This is a genomic window from Desulfosporosinus acididurans (assembly GCF_001029285.1).
Lineage (GTDB): Bacteria > Bacillota > Desulfitobacteriia > Desulfitobacteriales > Desulfitobacteriaceae > Desulfosporosinus > Desulfosporosinus acididurans.
This window is the reverse complement of record NZ_LDZY01000006.1, coordinates 47,774-69,143: the sequence shown is the minus strand read 5'-3', so window position 1 is coordinate 69,143 and position 21,370 is coordinate 47,774. Positions and strand designations below refer to the sequence as shown.

Here is a 21,370-nt window from a genome sequence, read left to right as displayed (position 1 = left end):
GCTATGTGGCCGATTCGCATTGGAGTAGGGGGCCCTGTGGGATCAGGCAAAACTGCCCTTGTAGAGAAACTGACCCGCTATTTGGCAGCGGATTATAGTGTTGCTGTAATAACCAATGACATATTTACTAAAGAAGATGCGAAATTCCTTTGCCGCAATGGGGTTTTGCCGGAGGATCGAATCATTGGCGTGGAAACGGGAGGATGTCCTCATACAGCCATAAGGGAAGACGCCTCAATGAATTTGGAAGCGATTGAGATACTTAAAGAGAGATTTCCAGATGTAAAACTTATTTTTGTGGAAAGCGGCGGGGATAATTTAGCGGCGACCTTTAGTCCGGAATTAGTCGATGTCGCGATTTATATTATTGATGTGGCACAGGGAGAAAAAATTCCCCGCAAAGGGGGTCCGGGAATTACGCGCTCCGATCTTTTGATCATCAATAAAACAGATCTTGCTCCATATGTTGGGGCCAGTCTGGAAGTGATGGCTCAAGATTCGCTGCGCATGCGCGGTGAACGCTCTTTCCTGTTTACCAATCTGAAAACTGAAGAAGGTTTAGATCAAGTTTTAATGTGGATAAGGAAAAACGTGATCATGGAGGATATTGTTTGATGATTGCACCCTTAAAACACGGTGTTCTGCAACTTGAAGTTCAGCAAAAAGGTGGTAAGAGTTATATCAGCTCTTTGCGGCAAAGAATGCCGCTGCGGGCTTCAGCCCCTCTTTATTCCAATGATCAGGGAGCGGCTTTTTTCTTTATTATGAATCCTGCTGCCGGCCTTCTGCAAGGAGATCAGCACAGTATATCCGTAAGGGTAAAGAGGGACGCGCAGGCCGTTGTTTTTGGTCAAGGGGCGACCAAGGTCTTTCGCTCACCGCAAGGAGATCTTTCCAGGCAATTTACAACCTTGATTGTCGAGCAAGGGGCAAGACTCGAATATATGCCGGAAGTGGTCATACCTTTTGCCGAAGCATGTTTATATAGTCGCACTAATCTCTGGATTTCAAGTCAAGCATCAGCCTTTTTTTGGGAAATTACGGCTCCTGGACGGGTTGCCCGCCAAGAGCTTTTTAAATATAATTTACTGGATCAGCAGACCCAAATTTTTCTGGATCGTGAATTAATTAGCTGTGACCGGTTTCGGCTGGAGCCGCAAAAGGCACCTCCATTTTCACACACTTGGAAGAGTCCCCTTGGCCCAATGCATGGCTATACCCATTACGGCACCTTTTGGGCCATTGATCAGCATCTGCCATGGGTAATGTCTGAACTTTTGCAGCGCCGCACGGAAGATGAAGACGGTTTTTTGGAACAGATCACTGAACGCTATAAGATTTTAATCGCCGGAACTGAAATTAATAGACAGACATATTGTTTACGGGCCTTGGGCCATAGTGCGGAAAGTATTCAAGAAGGTTTCAAAGAGATTTGGAAAATCTTGCGTTTAAGATTATTTAATGAGCCTGAGTGGCCGTGGAGAAAATTTTAGATTTGATGAGAATCAATCTGACTAATTGACAGATTCAAGACCAATCGAATAAGGCTTAACTAGCTGAGTAGTTATATTAATATTATGTAAGGGTACTGTCACCAATTTTTGAGGACAGTGCCCTATTTATATTGCCGCTTGATCTGTCATATTTATTTCTTGAAGGCAGGAAACTCAAGACCTTAGTTTCGAAATGTAAATACTGAAGTAAGTTCCTAATCGATTGGAATAATGGATTTCAAACATTGATAAATAAAGTTTTAAAATATTTCTTAGAGATTGGAACTAAATTCACTTGGAAAGTGTATTATTAGTGGATCCTTAAACAAGGGGGAGTCGTTCATAAATGCACAGTGAAGAGATAGAATTAATTCAGAGATGTAAAAGCCATGATGAGGCGGCATTTGAGAAACTCTATCAACAACACATTCAATTCGCCTATGGAACAGTACTCATTTTAGTGAAAAACTCGAACGTGGCTACGGAAGTGTGCCAAGAAGCCTTTCTAAAGGTATTTAAGAATATCCGACGTTTTCGAGACGGTGAACCATTTCGGGCATGGTTTTATCGCATACTTATTAATGAAGCAATGCGCTTGACGCGAAGGATGATAAAATGGCCAATCCCAACGGACATAATTCCTGAAAAATGGTCGCCTTCACAAAACAATCCAGAAACTGCAGCTGTAAGTAAAGAACAGTGCATTGAAATTTGGGGATCAGTACAACGACTTCCGCCTAAATTGCGAGTACCCTTAGTGCTTCGGTATTATGCAGACCTAAGTGAAGCTGAAATTGCCAAAACGCTACATATTCCGTTGGGCACTGTAAAATCTCGCTTGAATAGAGGGCGGGAAGGATTGCGAAGAATTTTCCCTCAAACAGTGGAACTATTAGGAGGTGTCTATCATGACTGAGAACTTTCTAAGAGCAGGGCTTCATAGGGCAGCCGACGGGATTGAGGTACCACAATATTTGTGGCCGAGCATACAAAAAAAGCATGTATTTAGACGTAATAGACGACTATATCTACGTAGAGCCGGGTTAGCGGCCACGGTGATAGTGTTAGCTGTTAGTATAGCACTTGGTTCGATAACTTCTGCGTTTGCAGATAGTGTCGTGAAATCTTGGCTTCTAAGAAATGGGGTGGGTGCTTTTACACTAACATTTGTGCAAAACACTGGAGAGAAGGTAGCAGAAATAATCCCTGATTTGTTTGTGCCAACAACACTTTCCCATGCTAGACAAATCGCGAAAATTCCAATCAAACTTCCAACTTACCTTCCGCAAGGAATTACGATTAACGATAATACCCCTACTCTTGTTGGACGCGTCGGCTCGGCTGAAACGATTGCGATTAGGGTTACCCAAAAATTCCTAACTCCTGATGGCAGAGGAAAAGTAGTTTCTGTAGAGTCTGAGCTACTGGATATCAGGGAAACAAGTGCAACTGACGTAACTATGGCTACTCCTGACCAAGGTTATACTGTAGATAACGTAAAAATTGGTAAAAATGATGGAATAATAGTTATGCAAGCAAAAACTTCGTTACCTCTTTTCATCAATTGGTCTGATGGTAAGTATTGGTTCAGAATTTTTTGCAGCGGCGCTGATCGAAACACATTAATAAAAATAGCTGAATCCATGAGGTGATTTCTAACAGCGCTCTGTGTAACGAGGACATGAACAATGGCTAAAATGTTGTACAATTGCGGCAGTCGTGGGAATTATCTTCGGCATAGCTCCTGCGAGAAAAGCGAGTAGGTTAAAAATCCGATTGACGCTCTTAGGCACGTGTAAGGGGCTTCTTCTTTGAGAATGCCGATACCATTGTGTTAGAGAACACAAATAACGTTAAAAAAATCCATAACCAGTATAAAACAATAGATTAGACTTAAATTGGATTTAAATTAATCCAAGTGATTTTCAGTGGCGAAACGAATTATAAAAGAAAATAGCAAGAAGGGATATCAAGTGGCGTTGTCTTATACCTAGCAACTTGTCGAACTCTATTGTATGGTGTAGAATATTGTAATACGAGTAGCCAACCTAATAAGTGCGTTCTTTAGGAAATTTGTTTATCAATCTTTACCGGGGTTGCTAGTTGAGGTGTCATCGTAATGTTTGACAAAAGTCCTGAAATGCAGGAGAAAATAAGAAAATTAGCCGTAAAAATAGTGAAACACTATAGAGGAAAGGGTCCCGAGTATGTTATAGTAAAAATAGACGATGAATTGATAACCATAACTATTAAAGGGATTCTTTCCAATCTGTCCGAAATCTTAGTCGAAGAGGGCGACGTTGAGCGGGTCAAAGAATATTGGAAAACCTTGAGGCCTTATCTGGAAAATCAATATGCAGAAGAGGTTTATGAATTAATAGGCAGGAACTTTGAATATAGTTGGCAAATTAATCATCTTGAAAGTTCCGACAGAACGATTGTTTTATTTTTAAAGTTCATAGGCGATGGTTCGATTGAAAAGAAAAAGGTTTGAACTAGAACTTTTTAGCTTTTAATAAACCAGTACAATGGCGTTTTAAAACGCTGTGTACTGGTTTTTTGTTTTCACTCAAGGTCCGAGCAGCAATTATATCTAGCCGGGCTTTGATAACTATATAAAAGGAGAAGAAAACATGGAGAAAAAAGTATTAACAGTCTGCCCTTATTGTGGTACAGGGTGTAAGTTGTATCTTGTCGTTGAGGATGGGCAAGTAATCAGAGCTGAGGCTGCCGATGGAAGAACCAATGAAGGAAATCTTTGTTTAAAGGGTTATTATGGATGGGATTTCTTAAATGATCCTCAAATCTTGACCGCGAGGCTAAAAAAACCACTCATCAGAAAAAATGGGAAATTGGAAGAAGTTTCCTGGCAGGAAGCCATCGGTTTTGTTGCAGGGAAGCTCACTGAAATTAAAAAGAAATACGGTCCGGACGCTATTATGGGTACCGGTTCGGCACGAGGAGCCGGAAACGAAGCCAATTATGTCATGCAGAAATTTATGCGGGCTGTGATTGGCACCAATAATATCGATCACTGCGCCCGTGTTTGACACGCTCCTTCTGTGGCCGGTCTGGCCCAGTCATTAGGAAACGGTGCAATGTCCAATTCTATCCCTGAGATAGAAAATGCGGATTTACTGCTGATATTTGGGTACAACGGGGCGGACTCTCATCCTATTGTTGCCCGGCGAATCATCAAGGCCAAGGAAAAAGGAGCCAAGATTATCGTAGTGGATCCAAGAATAACTGAATCCGTGAGGATTGCCGATTTGTGGCTTCCGTTAAAAGGAGGCACCAATATGGCCTTAGTTAATGCCTGCGGTAATGTCCTGATTAACGAAGCGCTGTATCACAAGGAATATGTGGGTAAGTATGTGGAAGGCCTTGAAGACTATAAAACTGCGGTGGCTAAGTACACTCCTGAATATGCTGAGGCAATCACCGGGGTCAAGGCAGATGATATAAGAAAAGCGATGAGAGACTATGCCGGGGCGAAAAACGCTATGATTCTCTATGGAATGGGCGTTTGCCAATTTTCTCAGGCCGTCGATGTTGTGAGAGGGCTGGCTTCCCTGGTACTGCTGACCGGTAATTTGGGCAGGGCGAATGTGGGAATTGGCCCGGTAAGAGGGCAAAATAACGTTCAGGGAACTTGTGACATGGGAACGCTTCCTGATGTCTTTCCGGGTTACCAAGCGGTGACGGATGCAAAAGCACGGAGGAAATTTGAGAAGGCCTGGGGAGTGAAATTATCCGGGCGGATCGGCTATAAGCTTACGGAAATTCCTCATTTGGTGCTCCAAGAGGATAAGGTTAAAGCCTATTACATCATGGGAGAGGACCCTGTGCAGAGTGATCCTAACGCCGGTGAGGTAAGAGAAGTTCTTGATAAGATGGAGCTGGTCATTGTTCAGGATATTTTTATGAACAAGACGGCACTTCACGCCGATGTTATACTGCCGGCGACCTCCTGGGGAGAGCATGAAGGGGTATATTCCTCTGCTGACCGCGGCTTCCAAAGATTCAAAAAAGCCGTGGAACCCAAGGGAGACTGCAAGCCCGATTGGCAGATTATATGTGAAATTGCTACGGCTATGGGGTATGAGATGAAGTATGAGGATACGGAGGAAATATGGGATGAGATGAGAGGTCTCTGTCCAAGTTTTGCAGGAGCAAGCTATAAGCGCTTGGATGAATTGGGAAGCATTCAATGGCCATGTCCGACGGAGGAGCATACCGGAACTCCCTATTTATATGAAGGAAATAAATTTTCAACGCCCAATGGGAAAGGACAATTATTTGCCTGTGACTGGAGACCTCCTCTGGAACGGGTAGATGAGGAATTTCCCCTGAGCCTGTCAACGGTACGGGAAGTCGGGCATTACTCTGTCAGAACGATGACGGGAAACTGCCGTGCTCTGCAGCAGCTTGCAGATGAGCCCGGATATGTACAGCTGAGTGTCGAAGACGCTGAAGAACTTCATATCAGAGACCAGGAGCTGATAAGCATCAGTTCACGAAGGGGAAGCGTTATGGCCAGGGCTCTTGTCACTGAAAGAGTGAAAAAAGGTGCAACCTATATGACGTATCAGTGGTGGATTGGGGCATGCAACGAATTGACCAGTGATCATGTTGATCCAATTACCAAAACCCCCGAATTTAAGTATTGCGCAGTTAAAGTGGAAAGAATTAAGGACCAGGCAGGGGCGGAGCAGCACGTAAGAGACGAGTACGCTAAATTAAGGAAACAGATGGGTGTAAACGTGTGAGTCTTACGTTGGATAAAAGGTTAAAGATGGCAGAGGAAAGGTCGAGGCAAGATGAGTGGAACTTTAAATTCATTTGTAGTGGCAAACCCGAATCAATGTATTGGCTGCAAAGTTTGTGAAATAGTTTGCTTTGCAGTTCATAACAAGAATAATCAAGTGGCGATGTCTGTGGGAACTATAGCAGCCCCGGTCATTCCAAGATTATACCTGGTGAGGGGTGAAACCTTTACAATGCCGATTCAATGCCGGCACTGTGAAGATGCACCCTGTGCCAATTCCTGCCGCATTGGAGCAATTAAGCAGGAGGACAAGAGGATTGTAATTGACGAGAATGATTGTATCGGCTGCAAAACATGTCTGCTCGCTTGTCCTTTTGGCGCTATAGATTTACTGCCGCAGTTTAAGGATGGTGAAGCTGTAATACAGGCCAACCTGAAAGAAGAAAGCGAATTCGGTCTGGAAGAAAAGGTTAAAACCATCGCCTATAAGTGTGATTTATGTCAAGACCATGGTGAACCGGCGTGTGTTACTGCCTGTCCGCAGCAAGCCTTAACTCTGGTAATTCCTGCGGAAGAAAAAAAGCGGCGAAATCGTCAGGCTGCTGTAAATCTTCTGTCAGCCTTAAACTAACAGGGTTAACCGGAAACGATAATTGCAGCTAAGGGAAGGGAAAAATAACGATGGTCAGCAGAAATTATTTAATGAATATAGATTGTGAATTATGTACAGGATGCAGACGCTGTGCAGAAGTTTGTCCTTTGAACGCTATTGAAGGGGAACAAGACGCCCCGCAATTCATCAATTCGGAACGCTGTGTCTTATGCGGCCAATGTGTGCAGATATGCAGTGCTTATGCTTCGGCCTTTGACGAAAGCTTGACACCAAGAGCCATTAAACTTAGGGAAAGGGGAATGCTGGAAACTGTCAAAGAGCCCCTTTTTGCAGCTTACAACGTTGGACATGCTCTACAAGTAAAGGAGGCGTTGGCCTCTTCCGAGCTGTATAAGGTTGTGCAATGTGCACCGGCTGTGAGAGTTTCTTTGGCAGAAGAATTCGGCTTTCCTTATGGTTCACTCACGCCCGGTAAGATGGCTGCGGCACTGCGCAGATTAGGTTTTGATCGTGTATATGATACAAATTTCGGAGCTGATTTAACGATTATGGAGGAGGGCAATGAGCTTGTAAAACGGATAACCGAGGGTAAGGATCTGCCGATGTTTACCTCCTGCTGTCCCGCGTGGGTAAACTATGCTGAACAGGAATATCCGGAATTGCTTCATCATTTATCAAGCTGTAAATCGCCTCAGCAGATGTCCGGAGTTATTTTCAAGACTTATGGGGCCAAGATTGATACTATGGATCCCGCTAAAATCTTGAGTGCCGCAATAATGCCTTGTACCTGCAAACAATTTGAATGTACGCGAGAAGAGATGGCAGACAGCGGCTATAGGGATGTGGATGTTGTTTTAACAACAAGGGAGTTAGCACAGCTGATCAAGGACAAAGGAATTGACTTTGCCAATCTGCCGGATGAAGCCTTTGATTTACCGTTAGGAAACTATTCAGGAGCAGGTGCTATCTTCGGTACAACCGGCGGAGTCATGGAGGCAGCCTTGAGAACGTGTTATGAATTAATAACCAAAGAGAAGGCCCCCAGGATAGAACTGAATTTTGTAAGGAGCGGAGAGGGAATCAAGACCGCAATGGTACGGGCGGGTGAGCTGGAACTTAGGGTTGCTGTAGTTTCGGGCTTAAAGAATGCTGCTAAGATCCTTGAAGATGTGAAAGCAGGAAGATGCCAATACCACTTTATTGAGGTAATGACTTGTCCGGGAGGATGTATCAATGGCGGAGGACAGCCGAAATTTCTTTTACCTGAGTACAGAGAAGAGGCGGTAAGAAGCAGAAAAGCTTCAATTTATGAACATGATTCCCGGCTGAAAATAAGGAAGTCCCATGAAAATCCGGATATTCAAAAACTGTATGAGGAATTCTTGGGGGAACCTTTGGGACATCAATCTCACCATCTATTGCATACGGAATATGTTGCCAGAAAGGGGCAAAACTAATGAATAGCTTCGTTGTCGCAGCTCCCAATAAGTGCATCGGCTGCAGAACTTGTGAAGTAGCCTGTGTTGTGGCGCATTCGAGTGAGAATATATTTACCTCAACAAAGCGGGAAATTGAATTTAATCCAAGGCTGAGTGTCGTAAAAACTGCAGCTGTCAGCGCTCCCATCCAGTGCCGGCACTGTGAAGATGCTCCTTGTGCCAATGCTTGTTCCGAAGGGTGCATTGTGAATAAGGAGGGTGTTATCTATATCAATCAGAGGACTTGTATCGGCTGTAAAACCTGTATCTTGGCATGTCCTTTTGGTGCTATAGAGATGGCTGCAAGCTATGAAGGCGGAGAGAAAAAACAGCAAGCGGGATTAAAATGTGATGACGGCGGCAAGCTCTGCTTTAAAGAGAAAATGGTTGCGAATAAATGCGACTTATGCTTAGGAAGAGAAGGCGGACCGGCCTGTATGGAAGTGTGTCCGACAGATGCTTTAAGAATTGTCAATTCTGATGTTATCGCAGGCGCAATGAGAGAAAAGAGACGTCGGAGTGTGATAATCAGGGATTATTCCTATCTATAAACTTGAGAAAGGGTATTGTCTTTTATGATCTTAAGAGACAATACCCTATTTTATGGGGTGAAAAATCGTAAACTTTAAAATCAAGGATAATATTGATTGCCCATTGTGCTTTTCTGAAAATATTGGGCAAGCTATGAAAAATGACTTTGGGAGGAATTAAACGTGCTGCTTGTATTTTTCTGGTGGTCGTATGCATGACAATACATTTTGGACTAATACAATATGGTACATACTTTTAGGTCTCTCAACTATTATAGAATTAATTTTTACAGTGAATAAGGCCAAAAACCGCCGTAAAATGACAATTGCATTTTACCTGACGATAACAGGGATTGCTCTTGTATTTGAAACGATGGTCCTGTTTTTTCTAAAAGCATATGTCTATTATCCTATGATACTGAAAAATCCCCCACGCCCGTTTGACGATGTACTGGCGGGTAATTTATTTTCTCAATTTTCTGTAGGGGCTTCAGCCTTATTAGTTGTAGTTCTAAATTTAAAATTTTATTGGTTTATTATAGTTGGCTTGATATATGGTCTTATTGAGGAATTGTTTTTAAGTTTGGGTATTTATCGCCATAACTGGTACGAAACTTGGATGACTGTCATGGGTATTCCGCTTTTTTTCTGGGTAGTTAAAAAAATGTATGTAAAAGCAATACAGGGTATTGAGCCTGTATTTTATTATGGTTATATCTTTTTGGCTCTTTATACATGTAATGTTATTACTTTGGTATGGGGCTTACTGATGTTATCTAGACTTCAGGATTTCAACACAACTTTAATTTCTGATCCGGAAGTTAGTCGCCTTTATGGAGCCTTGGGACATTTCTTTTTGTTATCGGGTTCAGTTATGCTGATTCATTTTTTGCGACTTAAAGGGATTTGGAAAGCCTTAGTGATAATCTTGCTATATATAATTTATTATATTGGCTGCAAGCTGAATATTGTTTTGGTTAAGGAAGGTCGGTTTGTATTGGTCTCAACAATTTCAATTTGTTGGACGTACCTTTCGGTATTAATAATTGACAATTTTTATAATTGTGCAGCTAAGGATAAACATGTATCAAGAAAGGTATTAAAATAGCATCGTGCAGCGATTACGTATTTTTGAACTGAAATTTTTTGCTTATGATATAATAAATGCGGAATCAGACTTCATAATAGGTGTAAATGAATGTACGTTTTAGTTAAAGGATTTTGATAGGATGACATTAATCTACAGAAGTAAAAAATGTATAACGAGAATCGCCTTGATTCCGTTGGTTTTTATTCTTTTCTTGGCTGTAAACCTGACTGTCTCAAGCGGGACTACTTCTAATAGTGGCGATCACGAAGGAATTTCAAGCAATCAGTCAATCGTATTAAATCATACTATGTTAACGGATACATATGGCTGGGAAAAGATTAAGGATACCTATAGCAGAGACAATATCAAGGGTATTGGATCTGATGGTAGAGTTGATATCCTTTTGCATTTGCCATTACTATGTCTTATTTGGAAAAACCAGAGCAAATTGCTCTGGAGAAGAAACGATACCCTTGTATCTTTGTGCGTTCGTATGGACGAATGAACCCTGCCCAATCATAACAGTTTTTTAAGCCGGATCTTCCGGCTTTATTTTAGTGTGCGGATTTATTAAAAGATTGGGGATAAGGGTATGATCAGTTTAGAAATGCGAGATGTATGGAAATATTATCAAACTAGGAATGGCCAAAAAAATACAATCTTAAAAGGCCTTAATTTGCAGGTAAAACAAGGGGAAATGGTTGCTGTCATGGGACCGTCGGGAAGCGGCAAGACAACTTTCTTAAATATTATCAGCGGCGTGGACTGTTCTGATCAGGGAAGCGTTTGGATTGACGGTCAGTATCTGGCAGAGATGAATAAAGCGGAAACAGCCTTATTCCGCAGGAGAAGTTTAGGAATGGTCTTTCAGGACTTTAATCTGATTGAAAGCCTTTCCGTGAAAGAAAATATCCTGCTGCCGATGATCCTGGAGAAAAAGCCGGCGGAGGAACAGGAAGAACAAGCAGAAAAAATCCTCAAGATTCTGGGCATCGAAGATATCCGGGATCAAAGTATCACGGAAATATCCGGCGGAGAGAGACAGCGGACAGCTATTGGCAGGGCGCTTATCAACAATCCTGCTCTTATTTTGGCTGATGAACCGACGGGAAATCTGGACTCTAAGCACACTCGGGAAGTGATGAACTATTTTCTGCGGATTAATCGCGAATTTGGCACGACTCTTTTAATGGTCACTCATGATACCTTTGCTGCCAGCCATTGTCACAGAACCGTTTTGTTAAAAGACGGTGAATTTGTGGCCGAAGAACAGCGGACAGGCGGCCGTAAGGAATTTCTGGATTCTCTGACAGAAATGCTGACCTTGATGGGAGGTGAGCAGGATGACCTTTTTTGATATTTCCCGAAAAATGTTAAGGGCTAACTTTCGGCGTTACCGGTTGTATTTTTTAGGCAATGTCTTTTCTCTTGTCCTGTTTTATAGCTTTGCCGCCATATTTACGAATCAGGCGTTTATGAACCCTAAAAGCGTAAACAGCTATATTTCCAGCAATATTTATGCCCCAAGCCTATTTGTCGGCATTTTTTTCGTTCTCTTTATTCCCTATTCCTATCAGCAATTTATGAAACTCCGCCAACATGACTATGGTATTTTAATGACCATGGGAATGAGTGAAACAGAAGTCCTAACCAATATGCTCTTAGAGCAGTGCCTGATTGCTGGGATATCGCTGCTCGCTGGGTTGCTCCTGGGCACATTGATAGCCTTTGTCTTTTATTTCGTCATTCAACACGTGATTGGGGTATCCGGATTGCATTGGTATTTTAACGTCGAGTCTTATCAATGGACGGCTTTGCTCTATGGCTTGACGATCCTTTTTACCCTGGTAATGAGTGTCATAGGATTCAAAAAGATGGAACTTATCGATCTGATCAAAGAAAAATTTCGAGGCGAAAGGAAAAGAAAATCAAGCAGGGGACAATTAATCTTTGGCGTGATCTTAGTCTCCGTTTCTGTTCCGATGATGCTTATTGGTTATGTTCAGGCTAATTCAGTGCTTTGGCTGGAAATTAGTTTTGGCGTTATCTTGGCAGGCTCCGGTTTTATTTTGGCCCAGGTGGAGACGTTGGATAACGTTTGGGCTAAAATAATTCCGGGGTTTCGGGATCATCATTTTCTCGGGATTGCTTTTAACAGGCAGCATGCCGGGTCAAGAAGCAGGATTGGCATAATAGCTGCCTGGCTGGTTGGATTTTGCGTTTTTTTTGCCGGATCGACCGGGATTATGTATCAGGCTCTTACCAAGGATGCTATCAGCAATTCTCCCTATGATTTGGTGTATTCACAGATTTTCGGTAAAAATCAGGTGGCTGACAGGAATATCGTTAACCTATTGGCTCAAAATGGGGTAACCGTTCAAGGGGTCAAGCAGGTGGATTATTTGCGCAACGGGGTCTATAATTTGCTTCCGCTTTCCGAAGTAAATAAGGAATTTGGCACTAGCTATCAAATTCCCCAAGGTGAGTTTTTGACGGTTTTTCAGTTTGACTTTCAGGATGGATACCGGCATGATCTGACTTCACCGTCAACGGTCGGTTTTGATTGCGGTCAGGAGACAATGGAATTAAAGTCCGCAGGAAGTGATGTACGTATCTTATTCAATCGAAATCCGACTTTGGCTGATCGTAATTTGGTTTTGAATGATGCTGATTATCGGAAAATAGCCGGGCAGAGCTCCGATTTTTGGGCGGGGATCCTCAAATTGTACTCGTTTAAGCAGTGGCAGAATTCGGGCAAAGGAATTGCTGCTGTCCAGAACTATTTATTAGAAAAGAATCGAGTTGACAAGCCGGTACAGCAACGTTATTACTGGGCAACATCGAGGGTTGAATCTTACACCTTGGCCCAACAGTCGGCAGAATTTTTGCTGTTTGTGATGTTTTTTGTTGAGGTTTTATTCTGTGCTGCCGCCAATATCATGATTCATTTTAAGATTAAGGCCGAAGGGGAAGAAGAACAGAGACTATTATCCGGCCTCTGCCGGCTGGGTGTAACTGCAGAGGAAATGTTGACAATGATACGTCATAAAAACATCTATTACTTTATGCCTCAAGTAATCGCCGGTCTGTTTATGGGGAGTCTTTATGGCTACGCGGTTAATGAATTTTATGGCTATGGCTGGCAGGCTGCCGGCTACAGTCTGCTCATCGGGTTAGGCTTAGCGGCGCTTCAATTCGTTATGGTGCTGAGATATTCGAGAAGAGAACTGCTGGGTTTTGGACTATAAGCAGCGTCGAAGCAGGCTGTTTGTAAATTTATATATTGTTGGCACTAAAATATTTGAGCATCATGCAACTATTTGCTAAGGTACTGAGTCTTATAGATAGAAAGACAAATTGATATGTGCATTCCGGAATGCCATAAATGAGGTGCAATATGGAATTTCTAATAAAAAAGGCTCAAAAAGGTGATGAGGAAGCTTTTATTCGAGCTTTAACCTCCTACATGCCGATGTTGTATAAAGTGGCAAGAACTAGGCTTGCCGCTGAAGAGGACATTGGAGATGCAATTCAGGAAACCATTCTCTTAGCGTTTAAAAGTTTGCAGTCCTTGAAAAATCCCGGCAGTTTTAAGGCATGGCTTATTAAGATCCTCATTAACAAATGCAATGATATTATCAAGCAAAACAGCAGAGTAATGTGCATTGGCTCTTATGAAGAAGCGGACAAGTTAACCGAAGCTGTTAATCATGATTATCTAGAGGGTGATATGGACTTCAAGCGAATTCTGATGGGATTAAGTATTGACTACCGCACAGTTATTGTTCTCTATTATGTCAATGGCTTTAATACCAGAGAAATCAGCGAAATCCTTAATGAGAAGGAAGGAACTATAAAATCAAGATTATCTCGGGCCAGAGCACAGTTAAAATTGAGCTGTACCGGACTATTGGAGGTAGAGTAATATGGAAAGAGATTTTGAGCAGCGATTAAAAAGTTCCTTAAGTCGTAATGTTGAAATTCCTCAAAGTGTTCTTGATAAGGCTGAAGGAGCCTTTAATGAAATTCGCAACCAAAGAAAACAAAGGTCTGCCAAAAAATTTGTGTCTTTTAAAGAACGCTGGATGGCCGCAGCAGCAGTTGTGCTCTTCTTAGGCTTAACGTTCAATCAGCCGGTAATTGCAGCTATAAAAGCAACATTTTGGGGGAATCATACCGGCGTTGAAAGGGCCGTCGAAAATGGATATGGGCAGGAACTGCAAACTGCTTCGGTAAAATCTCAGGGAGTAGAGACTAAGGTTACCAACGTCGTTATTGACAAATCAAGACTTGGTCTCTCAGTTGATGTAAAATTTGATGATTTAAAGGCGCTAAAAAACGTGGAATCAATGAATTTGGATATGCTCATAACCGATAGTCAGGGAAACGTTATTTCAGGCGATGGTTATCCGAATCAGCCGGTAGGAGGATTTGATTCCATAACAGATGATACCAACAAGAATAGCGGAAGTTTAAGATATAATGTTTTATTTCAATCTCCGTCATCTAGTATCCCGCAAACCGACCAACTAAACGTGGAAATTAAGAGTATTGCCTTATATGCTAAAGGCAGAGCAGATAAACCCCTTAAAGTTATCAAGGGGCCTTGGGAGCAGAAGGTTTCCTTAGACAAGCAGTTCGCGAACACTAAAGGTATAACCTATACTGCAGCGAATAATAATGAAGTGTTTAGTATTGACTCTGCTGAATTATTGCCGACCGGGTTCAATGTTAAATTTTCTCTTGCTACTCCAAATCCTAATGATGAAACTATTATATCCAGGGTTCAATTAGTGGATTCGAAGGGCAATAGTTATAAAAGCTCTGGGATGGCAGATATGTCTACGGTCAATAACAAAGCTGTGGTTTCAATGACCTTCGAAGTTTCGAGCTTTGATAAGGTTGATTGGTTTAAGCTTATGTATAAAGATGCTAACGGTAAGAACAGTGTTGTAAAATTGGTGAAAGCTGCAAAGTAAACGATTATATTTCTCTTGAGATTAAGATCCTAAAATTGACTAAGCAACCGAGTTTTAACTAGACTTCGGTTGCTTTTCTGATTTTCAATCTTTATACAATCTTTAAAATTGGATGGTATAGTTTATACGATTGACCATAATGAATTAGTAACTTATCTTAAGATTAGAAAATGTTACTGCGAAGTAATACTAGCATGGGGGTGAAGTTTTGTGGAGAATGTTTCGGTGCTATTTGCTTTTACGGCAGGGATGTTATCGTTTTTATCGCCTTGTGTATTTCCGCTGATTCCGGCATATGTTGCTAATCTTACCGGTTCAACATTTGGAAACAATAAGATTGAGGTATCCAAGCGATTGTTGCTGGCCCGTTCTTTCAGTTTTATTCTGGGATTTAGTATAATCTTCGTGATGATGGGGGCTTCGGCCAGCGCCTTGGGACAGATTTTCAGCCATAACCGGGATATTATTCAAAAGATAAGCGGACTTTTGATTATTATTTTTGGATTACAAATGGCGGGAATCCTAAAACTACGCTTTCTGATGATGGAAAAACGCTGGGAAGCTAAACAAACAGGGGAAAAGAATATTTGGCGTTCCGTTATATTGGGTATGTCTTTTGGAGCCGGCTGGACCCCTTGTGTTGGGTTAGCCTTGTCCTCGATCCTCCTTTTGGCTGGATCAGCCAAGACGGTTTATAGTGGGATGATGATGCTTTTTGTTTATTCGTTGGGTTTAGGTATTCCCTTTCTGGCGATTTCGGTGATCATTACCTATTCTTTAGGATTTGTAAAGAAAATCAATCGGAGTTTGGGTCTGCTCTCTACAATTAACGGCTGGATTCTCATTGGTATGGGTTTATTGTTATATACAGATCAGCTGCCAAAGATTAGTGCCTGGCTGTTCAGTTTAAGCTATCTTACATATTAGCACGAAAGGAAGATTGAGCAATGAAAAAGTATTTAGCGATTGCAGCTTTGATTGGTTTAGTGATTTGGGGGATGTATGATGTGGGGGGGAATAAGAGTAAGAGCCCGGATACTGCAGCCAATTCAGCCAGTGTGCAGAACACAAAGTCCGCCTCAACTTCTGCGGGAGCGTCAACAAATACAGATCAAGGACAGCCGGTGACTGTCGGCCTGGAAAATGGAAACTTGGCACCGGATTTTGAACTGCAGAGTGTAAATGGAGAAACTGTGAAGCTCTCCAGCTTGAGAGGGAAGAAGGTTATTGTCAACTTCTGGGCAAGTTGGTGTCCGCCCTGCCGCTTGGAGATGCCGGAAATGGAAAACTATTATACCAAGAATAGAAACACCGGGGTTGAAATTCTGGCCGTTAATTTAACGACAGCAGAAAAGAGTCAGGCCGAGGTTACCTCATTTATGAAGGCTGATGGTATTACATTCCCGGTTCTTCTGGATAAAAATGGAGATGCAGCTCGGTTATATAATATATCGTCAATCCCTGCCAGCTTCATCCTGGATTCTCAGGGAATAATTCGTGATAAAATTGTCGGACCTATGACCAATGAGTCTATGCAAGAAATGTTGGGTAACCTAAAATAAGGCAGCCGTGTGGAAGATAAGATATCGTGGTTATGATTCACTGTTAAACGGATGGAGGCGTGTTCATGACACCCAAGGGGAAATCTGTACTCGTTGTTGAAGACGATGCTAAAATCCGCCGACTGGTCAAAGTATACTTGGAAAGAGAAGGGTATGAAGCCTTGGAAGCAGAAGACGGTGAAGAGGCTTTGAAAATGTTTAAACAATTCGATCCCTGTTTGCTGATTCTCGATCTTATGTTGCCCAAATTAAGCGGAGAAGAAGTTTGTATAATAATCCGAACAGAATTGAGAAGCACTGTGCCAATTATTATGTTATCAGCCAAAGTTGAAGAGGCTGAACGTATTCAGGGCTTAAAAATGGGCGCGGATGATTATGTCACCAAGCCCTTCAGTCCACAAGAATTGGTGACAAGAGTCGAGGTCATTTTGCGGCGAACCGTACAGAACTGCAGGAAAATAAATTACAGAGGACTTACCTTGAAACCATTAAAGGGAGAAATTCATTACAACGGAGAAACCCTTGCATTAACGCACCATGAATTTCGCTTATTGTATTTTTTTATGAGTCATCCCGACCAGATCTTAACCAGAGAACAAATTGTCGACGAACTTTATCCTCATCAGGAAAAAATCGTTACAGAAAGAACAGTCGATGTGCATGTCGGTAAATTACGGGAAAAACTTAGATATGATGGTAACCATGAAATCATTGAAACGGTCAGGGGAATGGGGTATCGTTTTGTTGCCTACTAAGGGCTTGTTTGCTCACTAAGCAATATCAAGTTATGAGCGGATCAGGTGTTTGAGCGTTTTTATCGTTTAGACTCTTCACGTAATCGCCGGACATAACCAACATGAACATTCTTTCTGGTTTTCAGTTCAATTAGCAAATCAAAGAGAGGAGAAATAGGCAATGAATGGTTTCTTAACTAAGAAGATCATCCTTTTTACGTTAAATGCTTGTCCGATGGGAAGATCAATGGGGACCGTATTACATGAAGTGGCGGCATTATTTCCTGTTATAAAGGTTGAAAGAGTATATGTAGAAATTCAAGTGGATGAAGCCAATCAATACCGAATTAAAACAAATCCCACGATACTTTTTGTTGATGAAAATGGCAGAGAGCTCTATCGTCTGGAAGGTTTTCATGAAACAGACATTGTTATAGATACCCTAGAAAAGATAAATGAACAGGAGATAGATTTAATGCCGGAATTGGCAGGAAATGAAGAGACGGTAGAAAAGTATGTCCTTTATCTTCCGAAAAATGGGGAGTTCTCACCAACGGAAGTCAATTATAAGAATCGCACCTCGATCAAAGCACCCCGTATCACTGCGGTTACGTTACTCATAAAAGCTTCAATAGAAGGTTTCAGTAACCCATTTCCCCAGGGAACAACTTTAGAATTGATTCAATTCCGTGAAATGACTGGAATTGTGACACTTAAGTCGGAAAACGTAGAACAATCTCAGTTCGAAAGTATGAAAGAGGCTTTACGGCTAACACTCTCTCAATTTGGCATTAAGGACGTGGAAATCATTTTACGGAAATCAAGTGAGTAGCAATTTATATATTTTTTGGAGCGATTAAGGGATTCGTGGCAATCCTAACTCTCTCAATTTTTTTAGCAGAATATGGTTCTAAATTTAAGCAGCTACACATAGTCTTTTTTGGCGGTGATTAGAGACTGTCGACTCGAAAAGGATGATTGTGAAGGAGAGAGAAGATTGGATTTGAAATGGTTTAGAGTACCAAGAGATGTAGTGTTCGGTGCAGGTACCTTAGAGTATCTAAAGCAAGTTCAGGGTTCAAAAGCATTTATATGCATGGGCAAAAATTCAATGAGAGCAAATGGCGTACTGGATAAGGTAACAGGATATCTCAAAGAAGCAAATATCGACTATACAATCTTTGACGGAGTTGAGGGCGATCCCTCTGTTGAGACTGTTTATCGCGGCGCAGAGAAAATGAAAGCATTTGCGCCCGATTTAATTTTGGGCTTAGGCGGATGCTCCGCAATTGATGCAGCTAAAGCAATGTGGGTATTTTATGAATATCCCGATAAGCGGTTTGAAGATATCAAAGCGCCGTTTAGTATTCCTCCGCTCAGAAATAAGGCTAAATTTATTGCTATCCCCTCTACCAGCGGCACGGGAACGGAAGTAACCTGCGTAGCAGTAATTACTGAACAGGGCGGGATAAAACATCCTCTGGCTTCCTATGAAATCACTCCGGATATTGCAATCTTAGACCCCGAAATTTGTCTTTCGATGCCTCCTAATGTTACTGCTGATACCGGAGTTGATGCCTTGTCTCATGCACTTGAAGCGTACGTATCAACTATGGCTAATGACTATACTGATACCTTAGCTCTAGAGTCTATTAAGACAATCTTTGAATGGCTTCCCAAAGCATTTAAAGATGGATCGGATATCACAGCCAGAACTAAAATGCATATTGCCCAAAACTATGCCGGTATGTCATTTTCCAATGCAATCTTAGGTATAGACCATAGCTTGTCGCATAAAATCTCGACAATTAATACTACCCATGGACGTTGTAATACGATTCTAATGCCTGCTGTCATCCAGTACAATTCTAAGGTTGCCGGTCAGCGCTATGCTCAAATTGCTAAATATCTGGAATTACCAGGTTCTTCTAATGAAGAATTGATCAGTTCTTTAGTCATAACTATTAAAAATTTAAATTCTTCACTCGGAATACCGGCAAGTCTTAAGGAACTAGGGATGGACGAAAGTTCCTTCTTAGAAAACGTAGAAACTTTTGCTAAGGCCGCTTTGGAAGATCCCTGCACCGGAACTAATCCACGTCAGCCCAGCGTCGAAGATTTGATTCAAGTATATAAGGCAGCTTATTATGGTTATGACGTTGTAATTTAGTGCTGAGGTTCGGTACAAAACACTTGAATTTTAATTAACTAGCAACTTTTCTTAATGTTTGACCATTTGAGTATGAAGAGTAGAAGAATACTCATTGCAATAATTGGAGTTGTTCCTTTGATAGCAAACGTTTAGACCGTTGCGGGTTTAGTGATACTCTGTTTACATAAACAGGCCGACAGTTTTCGCTGCCGGCCTGTTTTACTCTATTATAACATCTTCTAGCTAAGTCTTTTAGCTACATTTCTGAAGTTTTGACTAAGGATTCCGGGGTAATATTTGCTGACTTGGAATCGATGAAGGCCGTAAGTAAATAGGCAGCGACACAGGCAATCCATTCAAAATAAATGACATTGGAAACAACACGAATGGCAGGAACCAGCTGCCATAGGACTATGACAATGATCCCAACTAAGGTAGTAAAGAAAGCTGAATTCTTACGTGCAAGCCCTGGGGCAAAAATAGTAAATAAGAAAACCACAGTAAAGGCTGTTGTCAGGCTAAGACCAACCATGAGGGTTTTTAAGATTCCTGCGACATTCATGGCTAACAAAAAGGTTAGGAGCCCAAGGATGATGACCGATGCTTTTGTGATCGCTGCATATTGTTTTTCACTGACATTGGGGTTGATAAAACGTTTATAGATATCCTGTGAGAACAAGGTTGCCGAACCAAGCAACAAGCTTCCCGCCGTTGATACATCGGCCGCCCATAATGCTGCAAGAGTGATCCCAGCGAGAAGAGGGTTTAAACTCATAATAATTTTAGGCATCGCTAAAGTAGCGCTCATCGAAGGATAGGCAACTCTGGCAGCCATTCCAATAAGCGCGGATAAAAAGCCAATTGGAATCATCAGCATTCCGCCGATAACAAAGCCTCGGCGTGCAGTTTTTATATCCTTAGCCCCACAAGAGATTTGAACGATACTTTGGGTTGACATCCCCATGGTAATCATTACAGCAAGCCAGCCAACAATAATACCCCAACCTAAGCCTGCAACCGGATGAAAATAGGGCACATTATGGGGAAGTTTCAGGGCAATCTGATGAATTCCTCCTTGACTAATTACGGTAAAAATCGCAGCAACTGTAATTCCGATATATATGAGGAGTACATTTAAAATATTAGCTAACCCCGCAGACCACATTCCACCAACAAAGGTAATGCCGATAAACACGATGGCACTCATAATCATGCCACTTTTCAGGGTAAAGATTGAGGGTAACATGGAGGCAAGAATCGCTCCTCCGGCAAGGTATTGGAGTGAAGTGATGACGAGTTGAATGGTGATTTGGCTCGCTACACTAATGACTCTGCCTTTAGCATCATAGAAACGCTCAAACATTTCGGGAACTGTAGTAATATTAAGCCTGCGATAATGTCCCGCCGCTACAAATCCCATAATAATTGCCCCGAGTCCCCAAGCAACATTGTACCAACCTGCAGCTAATCCCACTGAGTAAGCTTGTTCGGAAACACCAATCGTTGATGCTCCCCCAATGGCGAGACCAGTAATCGATACAGCCACAAGAAGAGTTGTCAACTGACGTCCCGCCAGTAAATAACCGTCCTTCCCCTTTGCCGCAAGTTTGCGGGCATAAGCACTAATTGCGAATAAGGCAACGATATAAAGTGCTACAATAATCATGGGTACATTCATTCCTACCATCCTCCTATATCTTTACAAAGTTTGCCGAATGATCATATAATAACCCAACAGTTTTGCTAGTATTATACAACAGATTTATTTTAAATTAAACCATAGCTCACTCTTTTTTAGTAAAAAGGTATAATTCGCCTAAATTCTGAGCTTCATGAATTGGACGCGATGCTCTGGAAAGGGAATAAGCAAATCAGGAGCTTTGACAAAAATGTACAATTTTACTAATATATTAGCAACTTGCATCAATGGCAAAATATCTAGCGTCTGAGAATGGTTAAAATCAGATTGAA

21 protein-coding genes are annotated in these 21,370 nt (G+C 41.8%); 20 read left to right on the top strand and 1 reads right to left on the bottom strand.

Annotated elements, in window-relative coordinates; translation table 11 throughout:
- Positions 1-3: 3 nt before the first annotated feature.
- The 20 genes from ureG (at position 4) to DEAC_RS09520 (ending at position 19,417) form a co-directional block, all read left to right on the top strand.
- Positions 4-615: an urease accessory protein UreG gene (gene ureG, locus DEAC_RS09620; protein ID WP_047809850.1), complete on the top strand. Its 612-nt coding sequence runs from the start codon at positions 4-6 to the stop codon at positions 613-615.
- The gene (locus tag DEAC_RS09615) at positions 576-1,493 is read left to right on the top strand and encodes an urease accessory protein UreD (RefSeq protein WP_152671382.1); all 918 of its coding nucleotides are present in this window, start codon (positions 576-578) and stop codon (positions 1,491-1,493) included. Before ureG ends, DEAC_RS09615 begins: the two co-directional genes overlap by 40 nt.
- A gap of 346 nt (positions 1,494-1,839) precedes the next feature.
- Positions 1,840-2,409 (top strand): RNA polymerase sigma factor, encoded by a 570-nt coding sequence (locus tag DEAC_RS09610; protein WP_047809848.1) that lies wholly within the window; start codon positions 1,840-1,842, stop codon positions 2,407-2,409.
- A gap of 145 nt (positions 2,410-2,554) precedes the next feature.
- Positions 2,555-3,145 (top strand): DUF4367 domain-containing protein, encoded by a 591-nt coding sequence (locus tag DEAC_RS09605; protein ID WP_207642582.1) that lies wholly within the window; start codon positions 2,555-2,557, stop codon positions 3,143-3,145.
- 467 nt (positions 3,146-3,612) lie between these two features.
- Entirely contained in the window at positions 3,613-3,987 is a 375-nt protein-coding gene (locus DEAC_RS09600; protein ID WP_047809846.1) for a Na-translocating system protein MpsC family protein, read from the top strand.
- Between the two features lie 139 nt (positions 3,988-4,126).
- On the top strand, positions 4,127-6,262 hold the full coding sequence (fdhF, locus tag DEAC_RS09590; RefSeq protein WP_083996037.1) for a formate dehydrogenase subunit alpha: 2,136 nt from the start codon (positions 4,127-4,129) through the stop codon (positions 6,260-6,262).
- 51 nt (positions 6,263-6,313) lie between these two features.
- A complete protein-coding gene (locus tag DEAC_RS09585; protein WP_047809843.1) occupies positions 6,314-6,892 on the top strand; it encodes a 4Fe-4S dicluster domain-containing protein in 579 nt (192 codons plus the stop codon).
- A gap of 71 nt (positions 6,893-6,963) precedes the next feature.
- Complete coding sequence (locus DEAC_RS09580) at positions 6,964-8,331, top strand: [FeFe] hydrogenase, group A (protein ID WP_152671381.1); 1,368 nt, start codon at positions 6,964-6,966, stop codon at positions 8,329-8,331.
- Positions 8,331-8,903 (top strand): 4Fe-4S dicluster domain-containing protein, encoded by a 573-nt coding sequence (locus DEAC_RS09575; RefSeq protein ID WP_047809841.1) that lies wholly within the window; start codon positions 8,331-8,333, stop codon positions 8,901-8,903. Before DEAC_RS09580 ends, DEAC_RS09575 begins: the two co-directional genes overlap by 1 nt.
- A gap of 169 nt (positions 8,904-9,072) precedes the next feature.
- Positions 9,073-9,990: a hypothetical protein gene (locus DEAC_RS09570; protein WP_242847116.1), complete on the top strand. Its 918-nt coding sequence runs from the start codon at positions 9,073-9,075 to the stop codon at positions 9,988-9,990.
- 121 nt (positions 9,991-10,111) lie between these two features.
- A complete protein-coding gene (locus DEAC_RS09565) occupies positions 10,112-10,477 on the top strand; it encodes a hypothetical protein (RefSeq protein WP_047809840.1) in 366 nt (121 codons plus the stop codon).
- Between the two features lie 87 nt (positions 10,478-10,564).
- Complete coding sequence (locus DEAC_RS09560) at positions 10,565-11,329, top strand: ABC transporter ATP-binding protein (RefSeq protein WP_047809839.1); 765 nt, start codon at positions 10,565-10,567, stop codon at positions 11,327-11,329.
- The gene (locus DEAC_RS09555) at positions 11,316-13,220 is read left to right on the top strand and encodes an FtsX-like permease family protein (RefSeq protein WP_047809838.1); all 1,905 of its coding nucleotides are present in this window, start codon (positions 11,316-11,318) and stop codon (positions 13,218-13,220) included. The genes DEAC_RS09560 and DEAC_RS09555 overlap by 14 nt, the downstream gene beginning before the upstream one ends.
- A 149-nt stretch (positions 13,221-13,369) precedes the next feature.
- Complete coding sequence (locus tag DEAC_RS09550; RefSeq protein WP_047809837.1) at positions 13,370-13,897, top strand: RNA polymerase sigma factor; 528 nt, start codon at positions 13,370-13,372, stop codon at positions 13,895-13,897.
- Between the two features lies 1 nt (position 13,898).
- Positions 13,899-14,951: a DUF4179 domain-containing protein gene (locus tag DEAC_RS09545; RefSeq protein WP_047809836.1), complete on the top strand. Its 1,053-nt coding sequence runs from the start codon at positions 13,899-13,901 to the stop codon at positions 14,949-14,951.
- 210 nt (positions 14,952-15,161) lie between these two features.
- Positions 15,162-15,878, top strand: a complete 717-nt coding sequence (locus DEAC_RS09540; RefSeq protein WP_083996035.1) for a cytochrome c biogenesis CcdA family protein — start codon at positions 15,162-15,164, stop codon at positions 15,876-15,878.
- A gap of 20 nt (positions 15,879-15,898) precedes the next feature.
- Positions 15,899-16,513, top strand: coding sequence for a peroxiredoxin family protein (locus DEAC_RS09535; protein WP_047809835.1), 615 nt, complete (start codon positions 15,899-15,901; stop codon positions 16,511-16,513).
- A 65-nt stretch (positions 16,514-16,578) separates the two neighbouring features.
- Entirely contained in the window at positions 16,579-17,268 is a 690-nt protein-coding gene (locus DEAC_RS09530) for a response regulator (RefSeq protein WP_047809834.1), read from the top strand.
- A 160-nt stretch (positions 17,269-17,428) separates the two neighbouring features.
- Complete coding sequence (locus DEAC_RS09525; RefSeq protein ID WP_047809833.1) at positions 17,429-18,079, top strand: thioredoxin family protein; 651 nt, start codon at positions 17,429-17,431, stop codon at positions 18,077-18,079.
- A gap of 165 nt (positions 18,080-18,244) precedes the next feature.
- Positions 18,245-19,417: an iron-containing alcohol dehydrogenase gene (locus DEAC_RS09520; RefSeq protein ID WP_083996033.1), complete on the top strand. Its 1,173-nt coding sequence runs from the start codon at positions 18,245-18,247 to the stop codon at positions 19,415-19,417.
- A gap of 238 nt (positions 19,418-19,655) precedes the next feature.
- On the opposite strand, the gene DEAC_RS09515 is transcribed toward DEAC_RS09520, so the two are convergent.
- The gene (locus DEAC_RS09515; RefSeq protein ID WP_047809832.1) at positions 19,656-21,077 is read right to left on the bottom strand and encodes a sodium:solute symporter family protein; all 1,422 of its coding nucleotides are present in this window, start codon (positions 21,075-21,077) and stop codon (positions 19,656-19,658) included.
- Positions 21,078-21,370 lie beyond the last annotated feature (293 nt).